Origin of the sequence: Litorilituus lipolyticus, assembly GCF_006439335.1 — a bacterium.
In the GTDB taxonomy this organism is placed as follows: Bacteria; Pseudomonadota; Gammaproteobacteria; order Enterobacterales; family Alteromonadaceae; genus Colwellia; species Colwellia lipolytica.
Map to the genome: position 1 here is coordinate 97,105 of NZ_SAWY01000007.1, position 23,800 is coordinate 120,904.

Sequence of the window (23,800 nt, forward strand, 5' to 3'; positions counted from 1 at the left end):
AGGTCAACAAAAACAAAAAAAGCGCCAAAAGGCGCTTTTTCGTTTAAGGTCTTTAACCAAGAATTACTTCTTAGAAAGAGCACCAAAACGCTTGTTGAACTTGTCAACACGACCACCAGTCTCAGCAGCTTTTTGCTTACCAGTGTAGAATGGGTGACATTCTGAACATACATCTAAGTGGATGTCTGCTGAACGAGTTGAACGAGTGTTAATTACGTTACCACAAGAACAGTTTGCCTTGATCTCAACGTACTTAGGGTGAATACCTTCTTTCATGGGAACCTCTATCTCTTTCGAGAAATGGGCGCATCGCCACCTAGTCATTTATCAATAATTACAATCAATAAAACGCTAAGCACCATACGAGTTAAAATTAATGGGGGCGAATAATAAATGATCATCCGCGCAACTTCAACAAAAAGTAGTCATAAATATGACAAAAAAATCGTTTTCTTAGTTATTACGAAAAAAATGCGATTGATGCTTGCACCTTGTCAGCAAAGAGTCAAAATAACCACATTAAAAACCAAAGCTAGCCACCGTGACTAAACAATACATACAAGTTGCCATTCCTGTCCCAATGAGACAATTGTTCACTTACAGTGTTCCTGAGGCACTTCAGCAGCCAATCATTAAGCTTGGTGAACGTATTGTTGTCCCTTTTGGTCATAGAAAAGTCATTGGTATAGTCATCGGTGTTGAAAATGAAAACACTTTTGAAGAAAATAAGATTAAAGCAATTTCAGCGAGGCTAAATGATAACTTTCACTTGAGCCTGCCCTTAGTTAGCTTTCTCCAACTATGTGCACACTATTATCACCATCCTATAGGTGACGTCTTTCAGCAAGCATTACCTGTTATTCTTAGACAAATAGAAAAAGTTGATTTAAAACCTCCTATGGTTTGGCACGCGACAGATGATATTGCCAAAACGGATATTGAAAACCTCATAAAAAAAGCACCCAAACAAGCTGCGCTTTATCAACTCATAGCGAAACAACAAGGTATTAGTTGGTCTGAATTACGCACCTTAGGCTATAACAAAAGCCAATTAAATGCCTTAGATAGCAAAGCCTTTATTTGTGAAAAACAACAAGAGAATCGTTCATTTAACTGGCAAGAAAATGCATTAAATACCGAAGATAAACTTAGATTATCAGCCGAGCAAGCTATTATTGTGAGCGCAATCAACAATACAGTTGCAAGCTATGCATGCCATCTAGTTGACGGCGTAACAGGTAGTGGTAAAACAGAAGTTTACTTACAAGCCATGGAGAAAATACTTCAGCAAAGTAAACAAGTATTGGTAATAGTACCTGAAATAGGTCTAACGCCTCAAACGTTAAGCCGATTTGAGCAACGCTTTAATGTGCCCATTTGTTTGCACCATTCAGGCTTAAATGATCAAGAACGCTTAAATACTTGGTTTAATGCCCAACAAAATCACGCGGCAATAGTCATAGGAACGCGTTCTGCCATTTTTTCCCCATTACACAATTTGGGGCTAATTATTGTCGATGAAGAACATGATAATTCACTAAAACAACAAGACAGTTTTCGTTATCACGGACGAGATATTGCCATTTTAAGGGCAAAACAACTCAATATCCCCATTGTGCTTGGCAGCGCGACCCCAAGCTTTGAAACCTTGCAAAATGCCCTTTCGGGAAAGTTTACTTACCACCAATTAACCAAACGAGCAGGAAAAAGCCACCAAGCAAAAATGGCGTTAATCGACGTCAATCAAGAGCAAATGGAGTTTGGTTTATCAGGCACATTAAAAAAGCAAATAGAACTCACCATTAACCGTGGTGAGCAAGTATTATTATTTTTGAACCGTCGAGGTTATGCGCCCGCAATTAATTGTCAGGAGTGTCACTGGTTAGCCAATTGCGTACGCTGTGATAAATCTTATACCTTGCATCAAAAACAACAATTACTCATATGTCATCACTGTGGCAGCCAAAAACGTATCCCACCGCAATGCCCTAGCTGTGGCAGTGTTCGGATTGCCCCTGTCGGCCAAGGTACTGAGCAGTTAGAAGAAAAATTAGAAACTATATTCCCTCAAGCCAACATTGTCCGTGTAGATCGAGATAGTACCCGGCGCAAAGGCGAGTTAACTAAGTTACTGCAAGAAGTGAGTGATAAAAAATACAATATTTTAGTTGGCACCCAAATGCTTGCCAAAGGCCATCATTTTCCTGATGTAACACTGGTTGCAGTACTTGATGCCGATGGCGCACTATTTAGCTTTGATTTTCGAGCTAGCGAGCAAATGGCACAACTACTTATTCAAGTAGCAGGTCGAGCAGGACGTGCGAGTAAACCCGGTAGAGTTCTCATTCAAACTAACTATCCTGAACATCCGTTATTACAAGACTTGGTACATAATGGCTATCATCACTTTGCTCAACAAGGCATAACTGAACGCCAACAAGCATTATTACCTCCTTTTAGTTTTCAAGCATTAATTCGAGCAGATGCTAACTACCCGTCCTATCCCGATAAATTCCTGCGTGAAATGTCTGCTCATAATTTTACCGACTGTGAGTTTGCCGGACCAGTACCTGCAGCTATGGAGAAAAAATCCGGAAAATATCGTTATCACTTAATCATTCAATCAAAAAGTCGAAAAGCGCTACATCAAGCAATATTAGAAATTTTAGCGAATGTCGCGGCAAACGAGTGGCAAAACAAGGTGCGCTGGAGCATAGATATAGACCCAATGGAACTAAGTTGGTAAGCCAATGACTATTTGGTAGCGCTCATTCTAACTTTATTGTAAATAAAATGATCTAGCTCTGTTCTTTTGATATGACTCAGTTAAAATAATCAAACACTTTTTGTATTACCCTAATAAAGTTTTCCATGTCAAACCAAGATTATATTTCCCGCTCTCCAGCAAAGAAGAAAAAAAAACCACAAAAAAAAGGTAAAAAAGCACAGCCTGTGGCTACTGTAAAAACGAAGATTGTCGGCGTTTTAGTTATTTTACTATTATGTGGTTTTGCTTATGGCCTTTGGGCATTAAAAAATAGCCCTGAAACCAAAACACCTATTCAAAATGCACCTGAAAAAGTAACAGAATCGAAAAAGTCACCAGATAAAAAGGCTAACTCCCTGCCTAAACCACCTAAAGAAAAATGGACTTATGTAAAAGATCTTGAAAATAAGCAAGTTGAAGTTGGCGAGTATGAAGTAGAACAAGGCGGGCCTTACAAAATGCAATGTGGTTCATTTAAGACCCAAAAGCAGGCTGAAGTATTGAAAGCAAACATCGCTTTCGCGGGTTTAGAAGCCATTATTCAACCCTCAACAGGTAAAAACGGAACTTGGTACAAAGTGGCGCTAGGCCCATACCCACGTAAGCGTATGGCTGAAAAAGATAAAAATAAATTAAAGCGAAATAATATCAATCATTGCCAAATTTGGTTATGGAAATAATTTAACTCCCTCCTTGAAATAGCCATAAAGATCCCAACTTAATTATCATTAGAATCTTCTCTCATGCCTAATAACCTTAGGCATGATTGCAAATATTATTAACTTGAGGTTTATTGTGACTACTATTGTATCAGTTAGACGTAATGGCAAAGTGGCCATTGGTGGAGATGGCCAAGTTTCGCTTGGTAACACCGTCATGAAAGGTAACGCTAAAAAAGTTCGCCGTTTATATAACAACAAGGTACTAGCAGGTTTTGCTGGCGGCACTGCTGATGCATTTACTTTATTTGAGCGCTTCGAAAGTAAATTAGAGCAACATCAAGGGCACCTAACCAAAGCAGCCGTTGAACTCGCCAAAGATTGGCGTAGTGACCGCGCGCTACGTAAATTAGAGGCTTTACTTGCAGTGGCAGATGAAACAGCCTCTTTAATCATTACGGGTAACGGTGATGTTGTACAACCTGAGCATGATCTAATCGCTATAGGTAGTGGTGGAAATTTTGCCCAGTCGGCGGCAACAGCATTATTAGAAAATACTGAGCTTAGCGCGAAAGAAATTGTTGAAAAATCATTAACTATTGCAGGCAATATCTGTGTTTTCACTAATTTAGAACACACCATTGACGAACTATAAACACTGTTTCAATCTAGCCATTATTATAAAAGAATACTTTGTTTAAGCCGAGCTTAGACAAATCGAGAGGAAAAAAAATATGTCTAATATGACTCCTCGTGAAATTGTTCACGAATTAGATAGCCACATTATTGGTCAAAGTGATGCTAAGCGTGCCGTTGCTATCGCACTTCGTAACCGCTGGCGCAGAATGCAATTAAACCAAGACTTACGCACTGAAGTGACTCCTAAGAATATTTTAATGATCGGACCTACTGGTGTAGGTAAAACAGAAATAGCTCGCCGCTTAGCTAAACTTGCGCGTGCTCCTTTCATTAAAGTTGAAGCGACAAAATTTACAGAAGTCGGCTATGTTGGTAAAGAAGTAGAAACTATTATCCGTGATCTTGCCGATATGGCAATAAAGATGATCAAAGAAGATGAAATGGAACGGGTCACTCATCTTGCCGAAGAAGCAGCTGAAGAGCGCATTCTTGATATTTTATTACCACCAGCTAGAGATGGTTTTGGCAATGACGAAGCCAGCGAAAACAGTAGCACTCGCCAAGTATTTCGTAAAAAATTACGAGAAGGAAAACTTGACGATAAAGAAGTTGAATTGGATTTAGCTGCACCACCAATGGGTGTAGAGATCATGGCACCTCCGGGTATGGAAGATATGACTTCTCAGTTACAAAACATGTTTCAAAGCATGTCGAGTGATAAAACCAAAAAGCGTAAACTTAAAATCAAAGATGCATTAAAAGCCTTACGTGAAGAAGAAGCAGCCAAAATGGTCAACCAAGATGATATTAAGCAACAGGCAATTGATGCTGTTGAACAAAATGGCATTGTCTTTATTGATGAAATTGACAAAATTTGTAAACGTGGTGATAGCTCAGGTCCCGACGTATCACGTGAAGGTGTCCAACGAGATTTATTACCACTAGTTGAAGGTTCAACCGTAAGCACTAAACACGGCATGATTAAAACCAATCATATTTTGTTCGTTGCTTCTGGCGCTTTCCAAATGGCGAAACCGTCAGATTTAATTCCTGAATTACAAGGTAGATTACCTATTCGTGTAGAATTACAAGCGCTAAGTTCTGAAGACTTTGTTCGAATATTAACAGAACCTTTTGCTTCATTAACCGAGCAATATAGCGCCCTACTCGCCACAGAAGGTGTAAATGTACAGTTTAGCGATGATGGTATTAAAGCGATTGCAGAAGCCGCATGGCAAGTAAATGAAACAACGGAAAATATCGGTGCCCGTCGATTACACACTATGATGGAACGATTAGTTGAAGATTTATCCTTCAATGCAGATCAACGTAGCGGCGAAACTATCACAATTGATAAAACCTATGTTGAAAGCACCCTAAATAACGTTGTGAAAGATGAAGACTTAAGTCGCTTTATCCTTTAAACATAGATTAGTAAATAAATAGAGTAAGTCATGAAAGTACTCCGTTTTACTTTAAACAAGCAGCAAAGCACGTTAACCACGCTGTTTATAGAAGATGATAATAGTGAGCTAAGTATTACTTTGCCTTATGAATATATTAGAGTGTTTTCTCCTAATCAGCCCAAAGCTAAAGGAAATGAAATCGCTCTGATAACCCATAAAAAGCAAGTGAATATTATCCGTATTGAAAGTGTTGCAAAGCACGGTTCAAGATTTATATTCGATGATGGAGACTCTACTATTTATGGTCACGATTTCTTACTTGATATAGCAAAGAATCATGATTTATATTGGCAAGAGTATTTAAACAAGTTAAAAGAAAGTGGTCACTCTCGAGAGGCAATGATAGATTTTAAGCAACTTTAGCACTTACTTTATCCTCATAGTAAAACAAATCTCATTAATAAAAAAAACGCCTGAATATTCAGGCGTTTTTTATTGAATAAGGTTAAAACACTATTGCTGCATATTAACCTTATACTAATGGTTAGACATGAAAACGACTGACTTCATTTTGCAAGACTTCCGCCTGTTGAGATAACTCTTCACTCATGTGCTCATTTTGTTTCGATGAGTCTGCAGATTGCTCTGTTACATCACGAATAGTCACTACATGTTGATTCACCTCTGTTGCTACTGATGTTTGCTCTTGAATTGCAGTTGCAATAGCACTATTCATATCCATGATTAACGCAACATCTTGTGTTATTTCGTCTAACATAGCACCTGTAGAACTTGCTTGTGTCGCACTTTCTTCGCCTTGTGAACGACAAGCCGCCATCAAAGTCACGATTTCTTGCGTTCTATTTTGCAGTAAACCTATTATCGTCTCAATCTCTTGGGTGGAATCTTGAGTTCTACTTGCTAATGTTCTTACCTCATCCGCAACAACAGCAAAACCACGACCTTGTTCGCCAGCACGAGCAGCTTCGATAGCGGCATTTAATGCCAATAAGTTAGTTTGCTCTGCAATACCACGGATAACATCAAGTACTGAGGCAATGGTGATACTTTCTTTCTCAAGCTCTTTTACAACGGCCTCAGAATCTAATAGTTTTTCTGAAAGTTGCCCTATTTTCTCTATCGTTTGTTCAACGCCCGCTTTACCTTTATCAGCGTTATTATTAGTCACTTCAGCTTTATGGGCAGCCTCTTGAGTGTTAGAGGCTATCTCTTCAACGGTTGCAACCATTTCTGTCACCGCCGTTGCAACTAGGTCGGTTTGTTGCATTTGAGTTTCTACGCCTTCATTAGCGTTATAAATGTTCTCGGCTAAACTTCCCGTTGCTGAATTAAGCGTTTCAACAGAATGGTTCACTTCATGAATTAGTGCTCTAAAACTTGCTAACATTTGTTTAAACGCATCTGCCATTTCGGCTAATTCATCATTACCTTCTATCGTTACATCAACAGTTAAATCATTATCCTGTGCAATTTTCCCCATTGACGTTCTTAACGAGTCAATACGAGATAAGATGCTCTTGCTGATCAGTAAAGCACTTGTTAAAGAAATAATTAACACCACCGTAAATAAACTATAAGCTAAGGTATTAATAAATTGAATATTTTCTTCAACAGTCTCCTTACTAATACGCACTAATTGCGACAAATTACTGTCCACTTTATGTACTGTAGTTCTTACTTGCCCTAACATGCCTGACTTAGAATTTAAACCTAACTCTTTTTGTGCGTCAGTCAAATCAAGAAAAGCACTTTTATAACTACCAATGAGTGAAGCTATCTCTTCCTTTTTACTATCTTCAAAAGAACTATTAGCTAATGATGCTAATAACTTATCAACATTACCCGATAAACGAGCAATATACTTCTCATCAAGACGCAGCATAAAGTCTTTCTCATTACGACGTAGCTGTAACATTTGACTTAATAACTGAAAATCATCAGAGCCTATCAATGTTTCGACATCATGTACTGCTCCACGCAAATTACCGTATAGACCTGCTTTAGGATTTAAACCAATACGTTGCTGAAGCTTTACTAATTCACCAAAATACTTGCCATACTGGTTCAGCACAGAACGCATGGTAGCAATTTCGTTCACTTCAACCCCAATAGCTATAAAATCTTTTTCTAAGGTATCAATTTGTTGCATTAACAGCTTCATATTCTTATTGAACTGCTCTGAATATTTGAGATCTTTTCTCGCCAAAAAATCTTTTTCATTTCGTCTGAGCTGTAATACAGAGCTTTTTACATTTCCTATATCTTCAGCAACCGCTAGATCATGCTGCAAGGATGTACTCTCATAATTTAATAATAAAAGCATCAATACCATGGCAACAATTAATACAGCAGTATTGGCAATCAACTTATGCTTAATCAACATATAAACGTTATCCTTAAAGACTAATATTTTATTTATTCTTCTGCTATCTACTTAATATTCCTATATAAAAAGTAAATACTATTTTCACTAAAACTACGTGACATCTATCCGTATAAACTAATTATAGACAACTCTGAATATTTGTAACGGCAAAAGAACAAAATAGTTGAGGGAAATCATTGTTGTAATTATATATTTTATAAATAGCTAAACCAAAAGCAATAAGGAGGAATACACTAATTGTTATGCTTGGGGGTAAAGTATTGTAATAAATCATTCTCTGGTAAAGGCTTACTAATAAAGTACCCTTGAACAGCGTCACAACCTAGATGACGCAATACATTTAACTGCTCATCCGTTTCAACGCCCTCAGCAAGTACACGTTTACCTAAACCATGGGATAACTCAACCATAGACTTGACTATAGTTAAATCTGAATCATTACTAGCCACTTCTTGAATAAAGCTTCTATCAATTTTAATTTTATCTATGGGGAGTTCACGTAAATATGACAGTGAAGAGTAACCAGTACCAAAATCATCGATAGAGACTTTAATACCCATATTTTGCAATTTAACAATAGTTTCCATTCCTTGATAAATATCAGTCATTACAACATTTTCTGTTATTTCTAACTCAAGGTATTTAGGAGGTAATTGATACTCTTGCAACAAAGATTGAATTGAGGCGACAAGTTTTTCATCCTGAAATTCAATCGCTGTTATATTTACGGCAATAGCAACTCGACGATGGTATTGTTCAAACCATTTTGCGTTATGCTTACACGCTTTAGCCAAAATATATTGGTCAAACTCATTATGCATACCTAATTCTTCAAGATCTGCTAAAAAATCAGCCGGTAAGAGCAAGCCTTTTTCTGGATGTTGCCAACGTACTAACGCTTCAACCCCTTCAAGTTTGTTGGTCAGTAAGTTTAATTGCGGTTGAAAATAAAGAATAAACTCATCATTCACAATTGCTGCTTTTAATTGCTTCTCCATGATCAATAAATGTCGACCATGAGCCTGCATGCCTTCTTGAAAAGCAACAGACGCGAGGTTATTCGTCTCTGCATGATGCAATGCTAAATTAGCTTTTTGTAATAAGTCTTCGGCGTTATTAGCATGCTCAGGGTAAAAACAGTACCCTAAACTTGCTTGAATATGTATCTCTTGTTGATTGCAGTAAAATGCCTTATTAATCATTTCATGGATATGTGTTACCGCTCGCTCTACATGAGATAAGTGCTCAAATTCAAGCACAAACATGAAAGAGTCGCCACTTAAACGACCTACAGCCTGAGGAAGGAATATACTATTATTTAATCGATTAGCAATTTCCCCGAGTAAGTAGTCTCCAACTTTTAAACCATAGGTGTCATTAATAAACTTAAACTGCTTAATATCAATAAGAAATACCGCTAATGCTTTTTTATTTTCTAATGTATTGACCATCACCTCCGATAGCCTTGCCATGACTTGCTCTCGATTAAGTGCTCCAGTTAGCGAATCATGTTTACCTAAATACTGAGCACGACTGATCGCATTTAAAGCAGCAAAACGTTCAGCGCCTTGCATCCATACCAGCAAAATGAAGCCTAGTACTGTAGTCGCCCCAACATCAAAATATTTTAATGCAAAACTAAGCTGTTTAAACCAAGGCTCAGTTAACGCTAGAATTGAAACAAAAGAATAAAATAAATATCTCAAACCTAAAATAAAAGCAAAATACATTAGCACTTTACTGGAAAAATGCGGCTTTTTATCAACAAACAAATAGAAGGATAAGGCGAGAAAACAGGCACTAAAAACAAAGTTAGGTAAACTTACCGTCAGATAGAAATGATTAAAAGCATTCTTACTATCGAAGGCAAAAAAACTATGACTAATAATTGAAAAAACGACAATAAAACTGAAAGCAAAAATAAAAACACTTTTCGAAGGCTTTAGATTTGTTTTAGCATTATATACCCCGGCAAATAAAAATAATAAAGCCGTGTATTGTGCAACCACCAATAGCGTTGGTACTATAAGTAGATGCGAATTATCAATTACTACACCATTGTGATATGGGATCACAGCTCGAATAAAGTAAGAGCTTGTTATAGTTAATAAACTAACTAACCAATATTTAGTGTACTGACGAGAAAAAGTGCGCAAGTACATAAAAAAAACAAATGCCAAGACGATAAAGACCAACGATTGCATCAAATAAAGTAGTGCTTGTGGTTCTATCAGTAAGGGCATAATAAACAGCAATAATGATTTAATAGCTTCGTTTAGCTATTAAAGAGTCTTTTGCCTTTAAATTCAAGTAATACCATACTAAATAGTAGTTTTATTTTAGTCATAACAAGATATACTGAATATAATTATTGGACAGCTGCCTAAGAGGCTTATTATGCAATACAATACTTCTGAACTTTGTAATATTTACGCTGACTTAATTGATGTAGTAGACCCTATTTTCAGTAATTATGGTGGCAGAAGTTCCTTCGGTGGTAAAGTTGTTACCATAAAATGCTTCGAGAATATGGGCTTAATACAACAGGTATTGCAAGAAGACGGCGAAGGAAAAATATTAGTCATTGACGGTGGTGGCTCTACTCGCAGAGCATTAATTGATATAGAAATAGCACAACTTGCAGAAAGTAATGGTTGGGAAGGCATAGTTTGCTTTGGTAGTGTCAGAGATGTTGATGCAATTGAAGATGTAGATATTGGCATCCAAGCTCTGGTATCTATCCCTGTAGGAGCTGACGACCAAGATATTGGTGAATGCGATGCCGCCATTAATTTTGCTGGCGTGACTATTTTACCAGATGACCATTTATACGCTGACAATACAGGGATGATCTTATCTCCCGAAGCACTCGATATTGAGTAGCACCTAAAACAATAAGCTACTCACAGCGCTACGCTAATGTAGCGCTATTAACTGACCTATTACCTTTTTTTAGGATTGAGCTCATTCCACTTTTTGAGCCAAATAGTTAATTCATCAGGCACAATACCAGTATAAACTTCTTCCCCTTGAGCAATACTACCACCCATTTTTTTATAAGCATCAAGTGCAACAGCATCACTTAAATCTGTTCCAATGAGTGGCAGCTTCATAGTTCTGCTCAAGTTTACCAAAGAATTAATAATCGCTTTATCAACACGATTGTCATCACTTTCTGCAAGAGCCTGACAATTAATTTTAACTTGTTGAACCGCCATTTTTCTCAAATAACGTAATGACTCATAACTACCAGAAAAGCCAGAGATTGCAATTGAAATCTCTAGGGCTCTTAATTGGCCAATAATGGCTTTCGCCCTGTCAGTCGCCTCAAGTATCGCTTCTTCTGCTAACTCAATAACTAAGTACTTTCCTAAAATATGAAACCTCTCCATCAACGTTTCAATATATTCCACCAAATCAACTTCAAGTAAAGAATCACTCGTTAAGGTAACAGATACAGTGTAGTAATAACCTTTTTGATGAAGAGAATATAACACTTTAAAAGCTTGGGATAACATTTGCTTAGTAAGAAGGTAAACATCGCCGCTGTGCTCAGCCACAAGAATAAACTCTTCAAGCTCTAGAGGTCGGTTTTCGTTTTCATACCAATGAACTTTTAATTGCAATCCATAGATTTCAGCCTCATTGATATTTATTTGTGGCTGTAAGTACCAAAATAAATTTTCATCGTGAATATCTGCTTTAAGCAATTCCATTCTTGATAATTGCTGTTGTGTATAAAGCAAGCTTTCACTATCAAAATAGCTAATCATCCGTTGTTTATTCATGCTGGTTAATAAGGCATCTTCGGCGTACGATATTAAATCATTTACATTACTGCCGTCTTCACCTGAAATGGAAACACCAAAGGCTAGTTTAAAATTTAACGAAAAACTTTTAAAAGACATAGCACTAGGTACGCTATCAGCTAAGTCCTGACATAACTCATTAATTGCATAGTGTGCCTCATGTTCCGTATTAGCAAGATCAAAGACCACCAAAAAGTTTAATCCCTGTAACCGAGCCATCCTTATTGCTTCTGGATTATAACCAAATCTCAACAAATCTTGATTGCCAGAGGCTTGTTGCTGTAAGCAATAAGCTAATTGCGACAGTAAAATATCAGAATTTCGATGACCTAATACATTGTTTACTTGCTGAAAATTAACCGGATTAAAAATAACTACGGCGTATCGTTTATTGTGATCTTTCGCTAATTTATCCTCGAATATCTGGAACGCCTGTTGAGCCATAGGCAAATTAGTTGCTGGATCTAAGCTATAGTGAAATAGTTCTTCACTACTGAGCTTTTCATTGCTTTGAGAGCCTTTTAGTAGCAGCAATATATTTTGCATTAATAACCAACAGCCATTGGCTAAAGTGACCACATAGCTTAACAGTAATGCTATCACCACCCAGTAGTAACTGGAAATACCATTTATATATAACCCTAACGTTAAGGCAAAGGCACTATGAAGAATAAATTGAATCATTAAACGAGAAAATACCGTGTAATCTTTCTCAGCAACGTTTTTCAACGACACGGCTTGGGTAAAACTCACCAGTAAAACTGCGCCAGCATAAAGGCCAAAACTAAAAGCAGCATTGGTAACTGCTAACTCTATAAACCACAGTGCGACAAGGAAAATAGCTATCAAAACTTTAATGCCATGTATAAACCAAGTCACAAGTGATTTACGCTGGCAAACGACACCCAAAGCTAAACTGTCATCTCGTTCACTCGCCAATGGCCACAAACAAACTAAAGCAATATAAACACTCGCTGCAGATAAACTCAGCTGTAATTGAAATGAATGCTCGAGCACTTGCCCAAAGAAAAAGACAAAAATGGCTAAGGTTATGGCAGCTAAATATTGCCATTTAATTGATACAAGATTTCGCATTAACACAGCGAATAATAATACAGGTAAGCTAATACCTAAAATAAAGGCAATATTAAATTCGGTATAAGAAAAAGAAGCAGAAGTTGACGCAAGGGTTGGAAAACAAAGCACCATAAAAAGAAAACAGAGAGACTTAACTAATCCCTGTAATTGTTTAACGCTTTTACTAGTAAAGTTAAAACAGCTCATATTGAAAAATATTTGGTTTAATACACTATGTAGACTATTAAATATCAGCTGTTTTGAACAAGAATGCAAGTGAGCTACAATTTAAACTTAGCTAATTGAACATTTAATTCATAGGCCAATGCAAGTAATTGCTCACTAATCTCTTTACCTCGAATAGCATCCTCACTAGACTTTTCCGCTACATTACTGATAGAAACAACATTCATGTTGATTTCATCAGCCGCCAAGTTTTGTTGTTTTGCAGCACTAGAGATTTGACAATTAAGCTCATCCAACTCTCTAATTTCTTCACTAATATTAACAAGTAGGTTAGCTACATTCGCAACATCATCCGCTTTTTCATTAGCCTGCTGACTAACCTCGTTCATCGAATCAACAGCGCCTTGAGCCCCTACTTGTAAAGTGCTAATAGTGGCGTTTATTTGCTCGATTGATTCACGGGTTCGATTTGCTAATGAACGGACTTCATCTGCAACAACAGCAAAGCCTCGCCCTTGCTCTCCAGCTCGTGCCGCTTCAATAGCCGCATTAAGCGCTAACAGGTTAGTTTGCTCTGCAATAGCAGTTATGACTTCTAAAACAGAGCCGACTTCATTGGTTTTACTACTCAGCTCAGTGATCATATCGGTATTTTCATTTACCTTATCACGTAGCTCATTTATTCCTTTTTTAGCTTGCTCAACTAGTGCTAAACCTTGTGACGCCCTTTCATTTGCTGTGACTGATTTATCGGCGGCACTTTGAGTATTGTGTTGCACTTCATTCGCTGACGCATCGAGTTCATTGATTGCCGCCGCAACAGAGTCGGTGCCATTTTTCTGCTCTAAAACGGCAGAACGCGTTAAAGAGGAGATTTCATCAACGTTTTTAGCTGACTCGATTAGTTGTTCAGTTGCGCCAGAAATTGAGATAAAGCTTTGCTTAAACTTCGCCATCATATTATTTAACGCAGAACTAACGGCTCCTAACTCATCATCATGATAAACAGTGATTTGTTTATTTAAATCTAAATCTTTCTCTACAGTTTGAATGGTTTTGCTTAATCTTTTTAAACGAACAAAAATCAGCTTTTTCAAAATTAAACTTAATGCAACAAAGCAAATAAGGGTGATAACCAGTTGTAAAATAGTCGCTTGTGTTATTGAGCTAGCAATATCACTATCAACACGAGATAAGTCATAGGTAAGTTTTACCGCACCTAACACTTGGTTTTCTTCGACTTGATGGCAGTTTAAACAGTTAGTACCACGATAGTCTTTACTAGCCTTAATCGGCATAATAAAGCTCATCATTCGCTTACCGTCCTGAGAGAACTGCTCAAAAGCTTTTTGTCCGGCTAAGCCTTCTTGCTCAAATGAGCTTTTAGCACTTTGATCGGCATGCCCGGTACCAAAAACTTTATTTAACGAAGCTGAGCGTAATATTCTTGCTTCAACGATATCATCTTGGCTGAGGATTTTATCTTGTATTAACTGTCTGTTAGCTATAGTGCCTGTTAACATCATGGTATTAACAGAGTCAAAATAATTTAACGCTAAGCTCTCTAAATTACGCTCAACAAAGTGTTCAGCTAACTTCTTTTCATCATCATAAAAAAAGAAGATGGTTGTACTTAAAAATACGACACCAATTAGCGTAAATGCTAAATTTATTTTTTTAGCTAACGACAACTGCAACAACATAAAACCCCCATGTAATCAACCAAATTTATTATAGATTTATTGGTTGGTTTCTCCATTTAGAAACTTCTTCAGATTCACTCCATTCTATATAGCTTTTATGCACATGTTATAAGTATTTATCTCTTTATTGATCTAAACGGCATTAGTGCTCAAAGTAAAAGGCATCACGCTTATGATCATAATTGCCCACTTCATTCATCGTTTCAGCGTTATATAAACGACCATTAACCATAGTAAATACAACATTATCTGTTAAGCGAATATCTTTGGATACATCACCATCGATTACCACTAAGTCTGCCAATTTACCTACTTTTATAGAGCCTAGTTGCTTTGATAAACCTAATGTTTTTGCTGGAGATATAGTTGCTGTTTTTAATGCTTCTAAAGGAGTCATACCACCTTGCGCCATCATCCATATTTCCCAGTGCATCGCTAAACCTTCGCGTTGACCATGCCCACCAGCATTCACTTTAATACCTAGATCTTGTAGCTCTTTAGCGCCTTTTGCCACATTGATATGGTTATAGTGATGATGTGGAGCTTTGCTTCTTCTCATTGCTCGGGGATCTAAATACTCACTTGGAACAAATTTGCTCAATCTAGGGTGTAACCAAACATCGGTTTTATCATACCAATAGTGCTCCCCCCAAATACCACCATAAGCGACACCTAATGTTGGTGTGTAAGCCATTTCTGATTGAGACCATAATTGCTTAATATCATCGTAAATTTTTGCCACAGGAATTGAATGTTCTAAAGTAGTATGGCCATCAACAACCATAGTTAAATTATGTTGTAATAAAGACCCACCTTCTGGCACAACTAACATATTTAAGTCACGTGCGGCTTGAATAAACTGTTGTCTTTGATTACGACGAGGCTGATTGTAACTTTTAACACTAAATGCGCCCGCAGCTTTTAATCGTTCTACATGAAAACTAGCGTCATCTAAACTATCAACATGGGAAGTATAACCTGGTAAGGTCGCACCATATAAAATAGTACCGGTAGAGTATAATCTTGGCGCAACTATTTTACCGGCTTTTTGCATTTCACTGGCTGCAAAAAACTCAGTGGTGTCATTTGATGGATCATGAATTGTAGTAACGCCAAAAGCTAAGCTTGCATAGTTTTTCCAATTCTGTTGCGGGATGATTTCATTTTGTCCTTGTGAACCATGAGCATGGGCATCAATAAAGCCTGGCACAATGCTCTTTCCTTTAATATCAACCTTTTTCGCTGAACTTGGTATGTTAACTTCACCTTGTTCACCTACTGCTATTATTTTATTCCCCTCAACTAGCACAACACCATTTTCAAAAATATTTTCACCTTCCATGGTAATGACTTTACCACCAACAAAAGCAATAAGACCCGATGGTATGTCCACTTTTTTCTGATAAGCTAAGTTCGTCTTTTTGATTGTGTCGTCTTGACTTTTTTCATCAAGCTCACCCTCTAATATATCAAATAAGCCTTTGATATTGCTTTGATATAAGGTCGCGCCTAAGTTCCAGTACAACTGATCTGATTTTTTGTTCCAGCTTATACCTTCACCTGCTCTGTTGGATAATTTTTTAATTGGTAAATTTTTAGCTTTTGGACCAATATCAATAACATCACCACGTTCAATCAACGGGGTAACAAAAACATTAAATCGCTCTGCAAACGCTAAGTACTTTCCATTTGGAGATACTCTATATTCTGTCGCGAATTTTCCTTGATATAATTTCTGCTCTTTCTGCGTTTGAATATCAACACTCACTAAATGTGGTTTTTTACCTGAACGAAGTACATATATTTTATTATTGGTTGAACCAAAATGAGGTTTCACGCCACGCTCAGTAATCAATTTAGCTTTCGTCTTTTTAGATTCACCTTTAGCTGACACCAGATAAACACCTTGATTTAAGCCCCATTTAGGATCAGTGATAAAACCACCTTTCACTTTGCGATAAACAATCTGTTTACCATCAGGTGAAAAGCTTGGCTCAATATACTTTCCAGGCTCTTTAAGCAGCGATTTACTTTTTCCGCCTCGGGCAGAAATAACTCTAACCTGCCCTTGCTTTTCATCATTCCAAGTAACATAGACTATTTTCTTGCCATCTCTAGAAAAGCTCGGGTTTAGCTCAAAATGACTATTCTGACGAGTCAGACGTTTTGCTTTCCCCCCTGATAATTTTCGTGTGTAAATATGCCCCATCGATTCAAAAACAACATATTTACCATCAGGTGAAACCTCGACGTCGCGTAACATTTTAGTAGTAAAGCTGTCTTGTTCGATTTGTTGCTCAAAATGTAATGCTTTTTGAATCTTTTTGGTGGTTTTTACATGAAACTCAATCGTCTTAGCTTGTTTATCACCTAAAGATAATCGCTTTATTTTGCCATCATCCCAGAAAACTAAACCATCACTTTCAGGCAGCCAAGCAATAGTAGGATACACACCATGTATTGCCCATGTTTCTTGCATATCACGCTCTAGATCACTATATATTTTCTTTTCTTCACCGCTTTTAAGATCATATAAATAAAGATTTGATTGAAAATCATCACGACTTATAAATGCTAAATACCGACCATCAGGAGAAGGCGTTGGCCTTATTGCACCACCTTTCCCTGATATAACCGTGGTAATTTCGCCTGTAGCGAGCTCTAAGCGTTTTATTTTATAAATGCCTTTAATTGAGTCTTTTGAATAATGAAATGTTTTCCCCGGCGTTGCATCTTGAGAGAAATATACATACTTTCCATCATGCGAAAAGCTCGCTTCTCCTAAATCTTTTTGTTCATTAGCTCTTTTAGTTAATTTGACACCTTTACCGCCAGTCTTATGGTATAACCAAACTTCTCCTGCTCCCAATGAACGAGTTCCGGTAAAGTGTTTACGACCAACTAGGTATTCGCTATCAGGTGACCACGAAGGACTATTTAATAAACGGAATGTTTCATTCGTTACTGCCTTTGCATTTGTTCCATCACGATTCATTACCCATAAGTTATCACCACCACCTTGATCCGAAGTAAAAGCAATATACTTACCATCAGGACTAAACCTAGGCTGCATCTGCCAAGCAATATCAGTCATTAATGGTTTTGCTTCGCCACCATCCATTGGCAGTAAATAAATATCACCAAGCAAATCAAATACAATTTGATTGCCATCAGGGCTAACATCAACATTCATCCAAGTGCCTGAATTAACATCAATGCTGGCAGATTTAAATTCTCCCTGAGGAGCATTGACAGACCATGAGTTTTTATCTGCCTCACCATCTTTTTTAGCCGCATTTGAGCCTTTCTCAGTTGCATTAATTTGAAAGGAAAGCGCTATTAGAAACAATGTACCTAACACTTTTTGGAAAAAAGTTGTCATATTTTAAGCCTCTTATTCAAAGGGGGGATTAGATGAATCTTGATTATAGAGTAGATGAAACTATTTGCTGTTCGCTGCTTTTTTTATTAACAACTGTTTGCTAGCTACATCGTTAGCAGAAATAATAACTTTACTCTGCTCTTCATGCAAAATAAGTAGCGCTTCGACTAATGAAATAAAGCCATTTAAGTTATTTGCAGACCAAAAGCGCTTTGTTTGCTTTTCATTTTTTAAAAGCTTAATAAACTCTTTAAATGTTTTTTCATCACAATTATCAAAACATTTCTTACTTATGCTTTGCAACCTGCCTTTACCTTTCAAACAATCACGAAAAATTGCTGCATAATTATTCACCATTGGTGAAATCAGCTCATAATAATGAATTAAAGCATCATTCTGCTGCTCTTGAGCTCTTTCTTTTAAACGAATTAATCTGTTTTTGGCAAACTCTTCATTCTTTGTTGCTAAAAGCGCCATAGAGTCCACTAGACCTTTATTTTCTTTCAATGTTGAGCTGGTCTCTCGCTTTTGACCAATAATGATACGCTGAAACTTTTCAGCTCTTAGAAAAAAGTACGCACTTATAATGACAAAAAGTACCGTTATAGAGAGGACAAAAAACATCATGTCACCTTTTATAGCTCTTCTGCTTCAGTTAATTTGGCTAAAAACATATAAGGATCTATATCTTTAAAGCTAGGGGTTTTAATCGCATACCTACTCAATATTGAAAAGTCACCAATACTGGGAATAAACCTCAGTTGCAATGCTTTGGATAGTTTATCAACTTTTTGAGTAATATCATCTTCATTTTGGTATTCAAACAGTAATAAATATTCACCCCGATTCAATATACCTGCACAATCAAACTCATCTAGATGTTCAGATATTACTTGTGCAATATCCTTACCCACCTCATTAAGAATAGATTTTTTATTGAATCGAAACTCTAATTCCTGCCAATTTTCAATAGTAAAGTAAACCACTGTAATTGGGTATTGATGTAGACGAGCTTTTTTATAAAGTAATTGATATGTATGCTTAGTTTGCATGGATTTTAAAAAGAAGTTGGTTGGGTTTTCAGCTTCTTGATACACCAAAGATATTCGCTTTGCTCTTATGCTAAGATAGAAAAACATCAACGTAATCATCAATAAAAAGCAAACAAAGGATAAAATCAAAATTATGCGCTGTTGTTTTTGATATTTGTTAGCAAAGCTGGTACTTAATTCACTTTCTTCAGCCATTTTTATCGTCAATTCTCTTGCTTGTTCTAATGATTGTCGTTTTTCAAGGCTATTATTTACCTTTGAAAGAGAAAAGTAATAAGGTGTCGTTGCTATATTTTGACTTTGTTGATTTTTCTTTTGAAGGAGTATGCTGTATTTTTCTTGCCACAAAAATGCTTGTTTAAAATTGTTTTTATTGAAATGCATTTGAGCAACCATTTGATAAAAATCAATAAACTCAAGTTTCATTTCACTTTCTTTAATTAGAGCCTGGAGTTCATCTAAAATGTTATAAGCTTGTTCAAGTTGGTATGCATTAAATTTAATTTTTGCTATATAGATTGCGGTTTCAATATATGATGAGGTTACATTCTTTTGCTTAAAAGTGTCATTTGCACTTTCTAATTCCACCAATGCCTTATTGAATTCGTTTTGCATAAATAACACAATACCTAACCCTTGCTGAGCATATGCAACACTAATATCAGCTTCTTTATCCCTTGCAAACCTCTTTGCTTCCCAAAAATGATTGTATGCTTCATCTAGGCGCATCAAAGACAAATTTGCTTGCGCTAATCGCATATAGGTTTGATCAATATTTGCGGTGCGTGACAGTTCGTACCTTAAGGTTAAGATTTTATTCTGCATAGTCAGCGAGGTATGAAAATCACCTAGGGCTTGATAAGCCGTAGCTAGGATAGTTAACAACTCAATATGCTCAGAAAAAACTTTATTTGATGAAATACTTAACTCTACTTGCTTCAAGTCGGCTAATGTTTTTTGATGCTGACCCAACATAGCGAAAGCCACACTACGATACCCTAAAGCGAAAAGACTATATTTAATATTCTTAATTGCACCACTTTGAATAACAGCCTGTTCAGCGACATGTAATAAATCTTTATATTGCTTTTTTGCCACATAAACTTCCGCTAACTTTAACGTTAAGCATAATCTTATTTTAGTGTGCGAAGTATTCACGGCAAGGCCGTCGAGAGCAAATTGATAAGCTTTTTCTATGTCCCCTTCATTAGTCGCAACATCAGCGAGTAACAAAAATAGTTTGGCGATGATATCACTTGGATATTGATGCTTATTAGGGATTATTTTCTTTGAAAGAGATGTGATCTGTTCTTCTTTGAGCTCTTCTTTATCTTTTGCTAAATACAAAGCGACCTGATCAATGAGCAAGGTTTGCTCATTAGCTTTAATTTGCTCAGAGAAAACAGGTGAACAGTATAAAAAAACTAGCAAAAACAAAGCAAAAACGTATGTCTTAATCAAAAAAACCACCAAAATATCACTTTTTTATATTCAGTAAAAACAACAAGTTAAAATAGTAATTCACAACTAATTAACGACATTAACCTTGTGTAAACTTTCTTTTAGTTTACATCGTTTGCACATATCCTATAATGAAGGTGAGTACTAATACTCGACAAGGGCAAACCTAGTGAAAACTAGAGACGCAAAGTTACCGGTCTAAAGGGAAACCTATGATAGCGGGACTGCCAGATTAGATATAGTGGGGGCTTATCTTATTTAGCTTCTTTCTATCGAAGAATCCTTCCGATTTCTTTGCGTGCCTTCCTCTCTTTCTATGCTTTTTGTTTTATTAATTTTTTCTTATTTTCAAGGTATTCTTTAATCACTTGTTCAAGCATTGATAATGGCATTGAACCATTCTTTAAAATTTCATCATGAAATTCTCTTAAATCAAATTCTCCACCTAGCTCCGATTCAGCCTGCATACGTAATCGCTTAATCGTTAACTCACCAATTTTGTAAGATAACGCTTGCCCCGGCCAAGAAATATAGCGATCAATCTCAGTCTTAACATTATGTAATGATAATGCTGTATTATCTGCCAAGAAGTCCATTGCTTGTTGACGACTCCAACCTTGAGTATGCATACCAGTATCCACCACTAAGCGACATGCACGCCACATTTCATAAGTTAATCGACCAAAATCATGATAAGGATCTTCATACATACCGGCCTCTATTCCTAAGTACTCTGAATATAAGCCCCAACCTTCACCAAAAGCAGATATATAAGTACGATTTCGAAATTTAGGTACATCTTTCATTTCTTTTGCTAAAGCAATTTGTAAATGATGCCCTGGCACCGCTTCATGTAATGTTAGCGCCGTTAAGACATAAAGTGGCCTTCTATCTAAACGGTAAGTATTAACCCAATAATTTCCTGGCTGATCGTCTCTTGATGGTCCTGAATAGCGACCAGTAGTGTATTTAGGTGCAATATTTGCTGGAACAGGAATCACACCATATGGCGTTCTGGGTAATGTTTTAAACAAAGCTGGTAATTTAGCATCCATTTGTTTTGCTATATAAGATGCTTCTTTTATCAATGCTTGAGGTGTTTTTGCATAAAACTGTGGATCCGTTCGTAAAAAATTAACAAAGTCCTTAAAGCTACCATTAAATTCAACTGATTTAATAATTTCATCCATTTCTGCTCTTATGCGCTTTACTTCCGCAAGACCTTTTTGGTGCACTTCCTCAGCAGTTAAGGGTAGAGTTGTATAGTGCGCAACACGGTTTTGATAATATGATTCACCATTGGGTAAACTGGCCGCGGCAATATTTTCACGCGCTTTTACTTGGTAGGTATCAACCATATAATCATAAAAACCTTGATATGCAGGCATAACCATGGTGGCTAACACTTGTCTTGCTTCTCGCTTTAGTTTTTCTTGTTGTTCGGCAGAAACTTGATCAGACATATTTTTAAAAGGCTTAAAATAACCACTTTCCTCAACGTCAGACTTTATATAAGCAGCTATTGATTGCTCAAACCCCATTAGCACCACTTTTGGTTGGGTAATTCCTTCTTGAATACCTTGCTCCATCCAGCTTATTTGCTGTTGGAAATAATGAGGGATCGCTTTTAATCTCGCGATATAGTCTTGGTAATCTTGAGTTGTTTTAAAGTTAACTCGGCGAGCTATATTGGCAATCCAGACATGAAAACCTGACTCAGCCGTTAATGGCATATAGTGCTCTTTGTTGTTATAGCTATCTAGCTGGTTTTTTAAGCTATAAGTCAGTACTGACCAATTGATTTGATTTTCTTTGCTAAGCTGTGCTTTATCTAATGCCATTAGGGATTGATAAATATCTAATCTTTTTTTGTATAAGTCAGCCAAATTACTTGCCGACAAATCAGGTAATTTTGCGTTATTTTCACCTGCAACATCCTTATTGAAAGGGCTGCTTTCTTGATAAAATATTTCATGGGTTTCAATAAGTTGCTTTAACTTACTGTTTGCATCATTTGGATTTACGCTATTGCTATTTGATATACTGCATGAAACTAAAAAAGTGCACAGTAAAAAGGTATATAATTTATTCATGGTAACAGCTCAGTATTGAAGACTTTGATACTCTAACAAACTTTAAAGAAAAGAAAAGTCAAAGAAGAAAATACAATATATCATGTAAAAATGAGTTACATTAAATCACTAGATTTTTCTTATCATTTCCGAGAGAATGGTTCTGCCTTATAGATGTGAATAAATAAACAGATGAAGTATCACGACTCTATACAAGAAGCAGAGCAAGTAATGGCTCTCACCGTTGAACAACTTAAACAATGGGATTTACCCGTCAACCCAATTAATTATGCGGTGGGCTATGAATACAACAAACAAAATAACCCTAGTTTAAGTAAGAGTATAAATGAGCAATTATTAGTATCTAGCAAGCTTGATAGTTTCTTTATGGAGTCTCTCTATAAAAATCATGTCCTTGAACAAAGTAAATTTCGCTTTGACATTATTACTGACTTACATAAATTACTTTGCACTACTGAGAAAAGCTCTAAGTTAAGTAGCGATTCTGCAGATATTCTCATTTCAAACTTTGACACTAGCATTCCTCAATTACTCTCAGATGATAAACTGGAAGTAAAAGAAGCCGTTGAATCATTAGAGGCGGCCACACAAGCATTTAAACTACAACAAGAGCAATTAAAAAAGCAGTTGCAGCTTGCTCATAAAGTTAACCAACAGCTGAATAAGGAGTTAGCAAGCACTAAGCAAACCGTCGATTTAGATCCAGTGACGGGGCTGTTTAACAAAGATGCAATTGTTCGTCATATTGATGCTTGGTTAAAGCAAGACAATCAACCTTCGATGAATGCCATTTTAGTCAAAGTGAATAATTTTGACCAATTCTCACAAGATTATGGCTTATTGTTAGCCGATGTCATTTTAAATAAAGTGGCAAATAAAGTAGCAAGTTATGTTGATGAAAGTGGTTTATCTTCTCGAATTAGCTTTGATGAATTTCTCTTGTTAGTTCCCAAAATCGATTTAGAAACAGCAAATGAAGTAGGTAAAAAAATCTCTTTAGGTGTTGAAAAGTTAAGGTTTGTTAGTGCTAAATCTAAAGTAACACTTCCACAAATCACTATTGACTATGCCGTTGATAATATTCAATTAAATGAAACATTAACTAATATTACCAACCAGTTAACTAAGAAGTTAACCATTTATTAGTAATGGTTAACAC

General features: G+C 36.5%; 16 protein-coding genes and 1 riboswitch. Of the genes, 7 read left to right on the forward strand and 9 right to left on the reverse strand.

The window, feature by feature from the left end; all coding sequences use genetic code 11:
* Positions 1–63: 63 nt before the first annotated feature.
* A complete protein-coding gene (gene rpmE, locus EPA86_RS04060; protein ID WP_140602141.1) occupies positions 64–276 on the reverse strand; it encodes a 50S ribosomal protein L31 in 213 nt (70 codons plus the stop codon).
* A gap of 265 nt (positions 277–541) precedes the next feature.
* On the opposite strand from rpmE, the gene priA reads away from it, so the two are divergent.
* The 5 genes from priA (at position 542) to EPA86_RS04085 (ending at position 5,894) form a co-directional block, all read left to right on the forward strand.
* Positions 542–2,746: a primosomal protein N' gene (gene priA, locus EPA86_RS04065; RefSeq protein WP_140602142.1), complete on the forward strand. Its 2,205-nt coding sequence runs from the start codon at positions 542–544 to the stop codon at positions 2,744–2,746.
* A gap of 125 nt (positions 2,747–2,871) precedes the next feature.
* Positions 2,872–3,447: an SPOR domain-containing protein gene (locus EPA86_RS04070; RefSeq protein ID WP_140602143.1), complete on the forward strand. Its 576-nt coding sequence runs from the start codon at positions 2,872–2,874 to the stop codon at positions 3,445–3,447.
* A gap of 115 nt (positions 3,448–3,562) precedes the next feature.
* Entirely contained in the window at positions 3,563–4,081 is a 519-nt protein-coding gene (gene hslV / locus EPA86_RS04075; protein WP_118959397.1) for an ATP-dependent protease subunit HslV, read from the forward strand.
* A 79-nt stretch (positions 4,082–4,160) separates the two neighbouring features.
* Entirely contained in the window at positions 4,161–5,489 is a 1,329-nt protein-coding gene (gene hslU / locus EPA86_RS04080; RefSeq protein WP_140602144.1) for an ATP-dependent protease ATPase subunit HslU, read from the forward strand.
* Between the two features lie 30 nt (positions 5,490–5,519).
* On the forward strand, positions 5,520–5,894 hold the full coding sequence (locus EPA86_RS04085; RefSeq protein ID WP_140602145.1) for a gamma-butyrobetaine hydroxylase-like domain-containing protein: 375 nt from the start codon (positions 5,520–5,522) through the stop codon (positions 5,892–5,894).
* Between the two features lie 121 nt (positions 5,895–6,015).
* Here EPA86_RS04085 and EPA86_RS04090 read toward each other — a convergent pair whose 3' ends face one another.
* Both EPA86_RS04090 and EPA86_RS04095 read right to left on the reverse strand, forming a co-directional pair.
* A complete protein-coding gene (locus EPA86_RS04090; protein WP_140602146.1) occupies positions 6,016–7,875 on the reverse strand; it encodes a methyl-accepting chemotaxis protein in 1,860 nt (619 codons plus the stop codon).
* 236 nt (positions 7,876–8,111) lie between these two features.
* Positions 8,112–10,121 carry a putative bifunctional diguanylate cyclase/phosphodiesterase gene (locus tag EPA86_RS04095; protein ID WP_140602147.1) on the reverse strand — a complete coding sequence of 670 codons (2,010 nt, stop codon included), beginning with the start codon at positions 10,119–10,121 and terminating at the stop codon, positions 8,112–8,114.
* A 154-nt stretch (positions 10,122–10,275) separates the two neighbouring features.
* On the opposite strand from EPA86_RS04095, the gene rraA reads away from it, so the two are divergent.
* A complete protein-coding gene (gene rraA / locus EPA86_RS04100; RefSeq protein ID WP_140602148.1) occupies positions 10,276–10,761 on the forward strand; it encodes a ribonuclease E activity regulator RraA in 486 nt (161 codons plus the stop codon).
* A gap of 59 nt (positions 10,762–10,820) precedes the next feature.
* On the opposite strand, the gene EPA86_RS04105 is transcribed toward rraA, so the two are convergent.
* From EPA86_RS04105 to EPA86_RS04130, 6 genes are all read right to left on the reverse strand, one after another.
* On the reverse strand, positions 10,821–12,971 hold the full coding sequence (locus EPA86_RS04105; protein ID WP_140602149.1) for an EAL domain-containing protein: 2,151 nt from the start codon (positions 12,969–12,971) through the stop codon (positions 10,821–10,823).
* Between the two features lie 74 nt (positions 12,972–13,045).
* Positions 13,046–14,653 carry a methyl-accepting chemotaxis protein gene (locus EPA86_RS18190; RefSeq protein ID WP_170309563.1) on the reverse strand — a complete coding sequence of 536 codons (1,608 nt, stop codon included), beginning with the start codon at positions 14,651–14,653 and terminating at the stop codon, positions 13,046–13,048.
* Between the two features lie 142 nt (positions 14,654–14,795).
* Positions 14,796–18,035, reverse strand: coding sequence for an amidohydrolase family protein (locus EPA86_RS04115; RefSeq protein ID WP_140602150.1), 3,240 nt, complete (start codon positions 18,033–18,035; stop codon positions 14,796–14,798).
* A 60-nt stretch (positions 18,036–18,095) separates the two neighbouring features.
* Entirely contained in the window at positions 18,096–18,662 is a 567-nt protein-coding gene (locus tag EPA86_RS04120; protein ID WP_246058246.1) for a hypothetical protein, read from the reverse strand.
* A gap of 8 nt (positions 18,663–18,670) precedes the next feature.
* Entirely contained in the window at positions 18,671–20,548 is a 1,878-nt protein-coding gene (locus EPA86_RS04125) for a tetratricopeptide repeat protein (RefSeq protein WP_140602151.1), read from the reverse strand.
* Between the two features lie 149 nt (positions 20,549–20,697).
* Positions 20,698–20,780, forward strand: a riboswitch (cyclic di-GMP riboswitch).
* Positions 20,781–20,862: 82 nt separating this feature from the next.
* Positions 20,863–22,641, reverse strand: a complete 1,779-nt coding sequence (locus EPA86_RS04130) for a DUF885 domain-containing protein (protein ID WP_140602152.1) — start codon at positions 22,639–22,641, stop codon at positions 20,863–20,865.
* A gap of 171 nt (positions 22,642–22,812) precedes the next feature.
* Between EPA86_RS04130 and EPA86_RS04135 the strand changes: the two genes are divergently transcribed.
* Positions 22,813–23,787 (forward strand): GGDEF domain-containing protein, encoded by a 975-nt coding sequence (locus EPA86_RS04135; RefSeq protein WP_140602153.1) that lies wholly within the window; start codon positions 22,813–22,815, stop codon positions 23,785–23,787.
* Positions 23,788–23,800 lie beyond the last annotated feature (13 nt).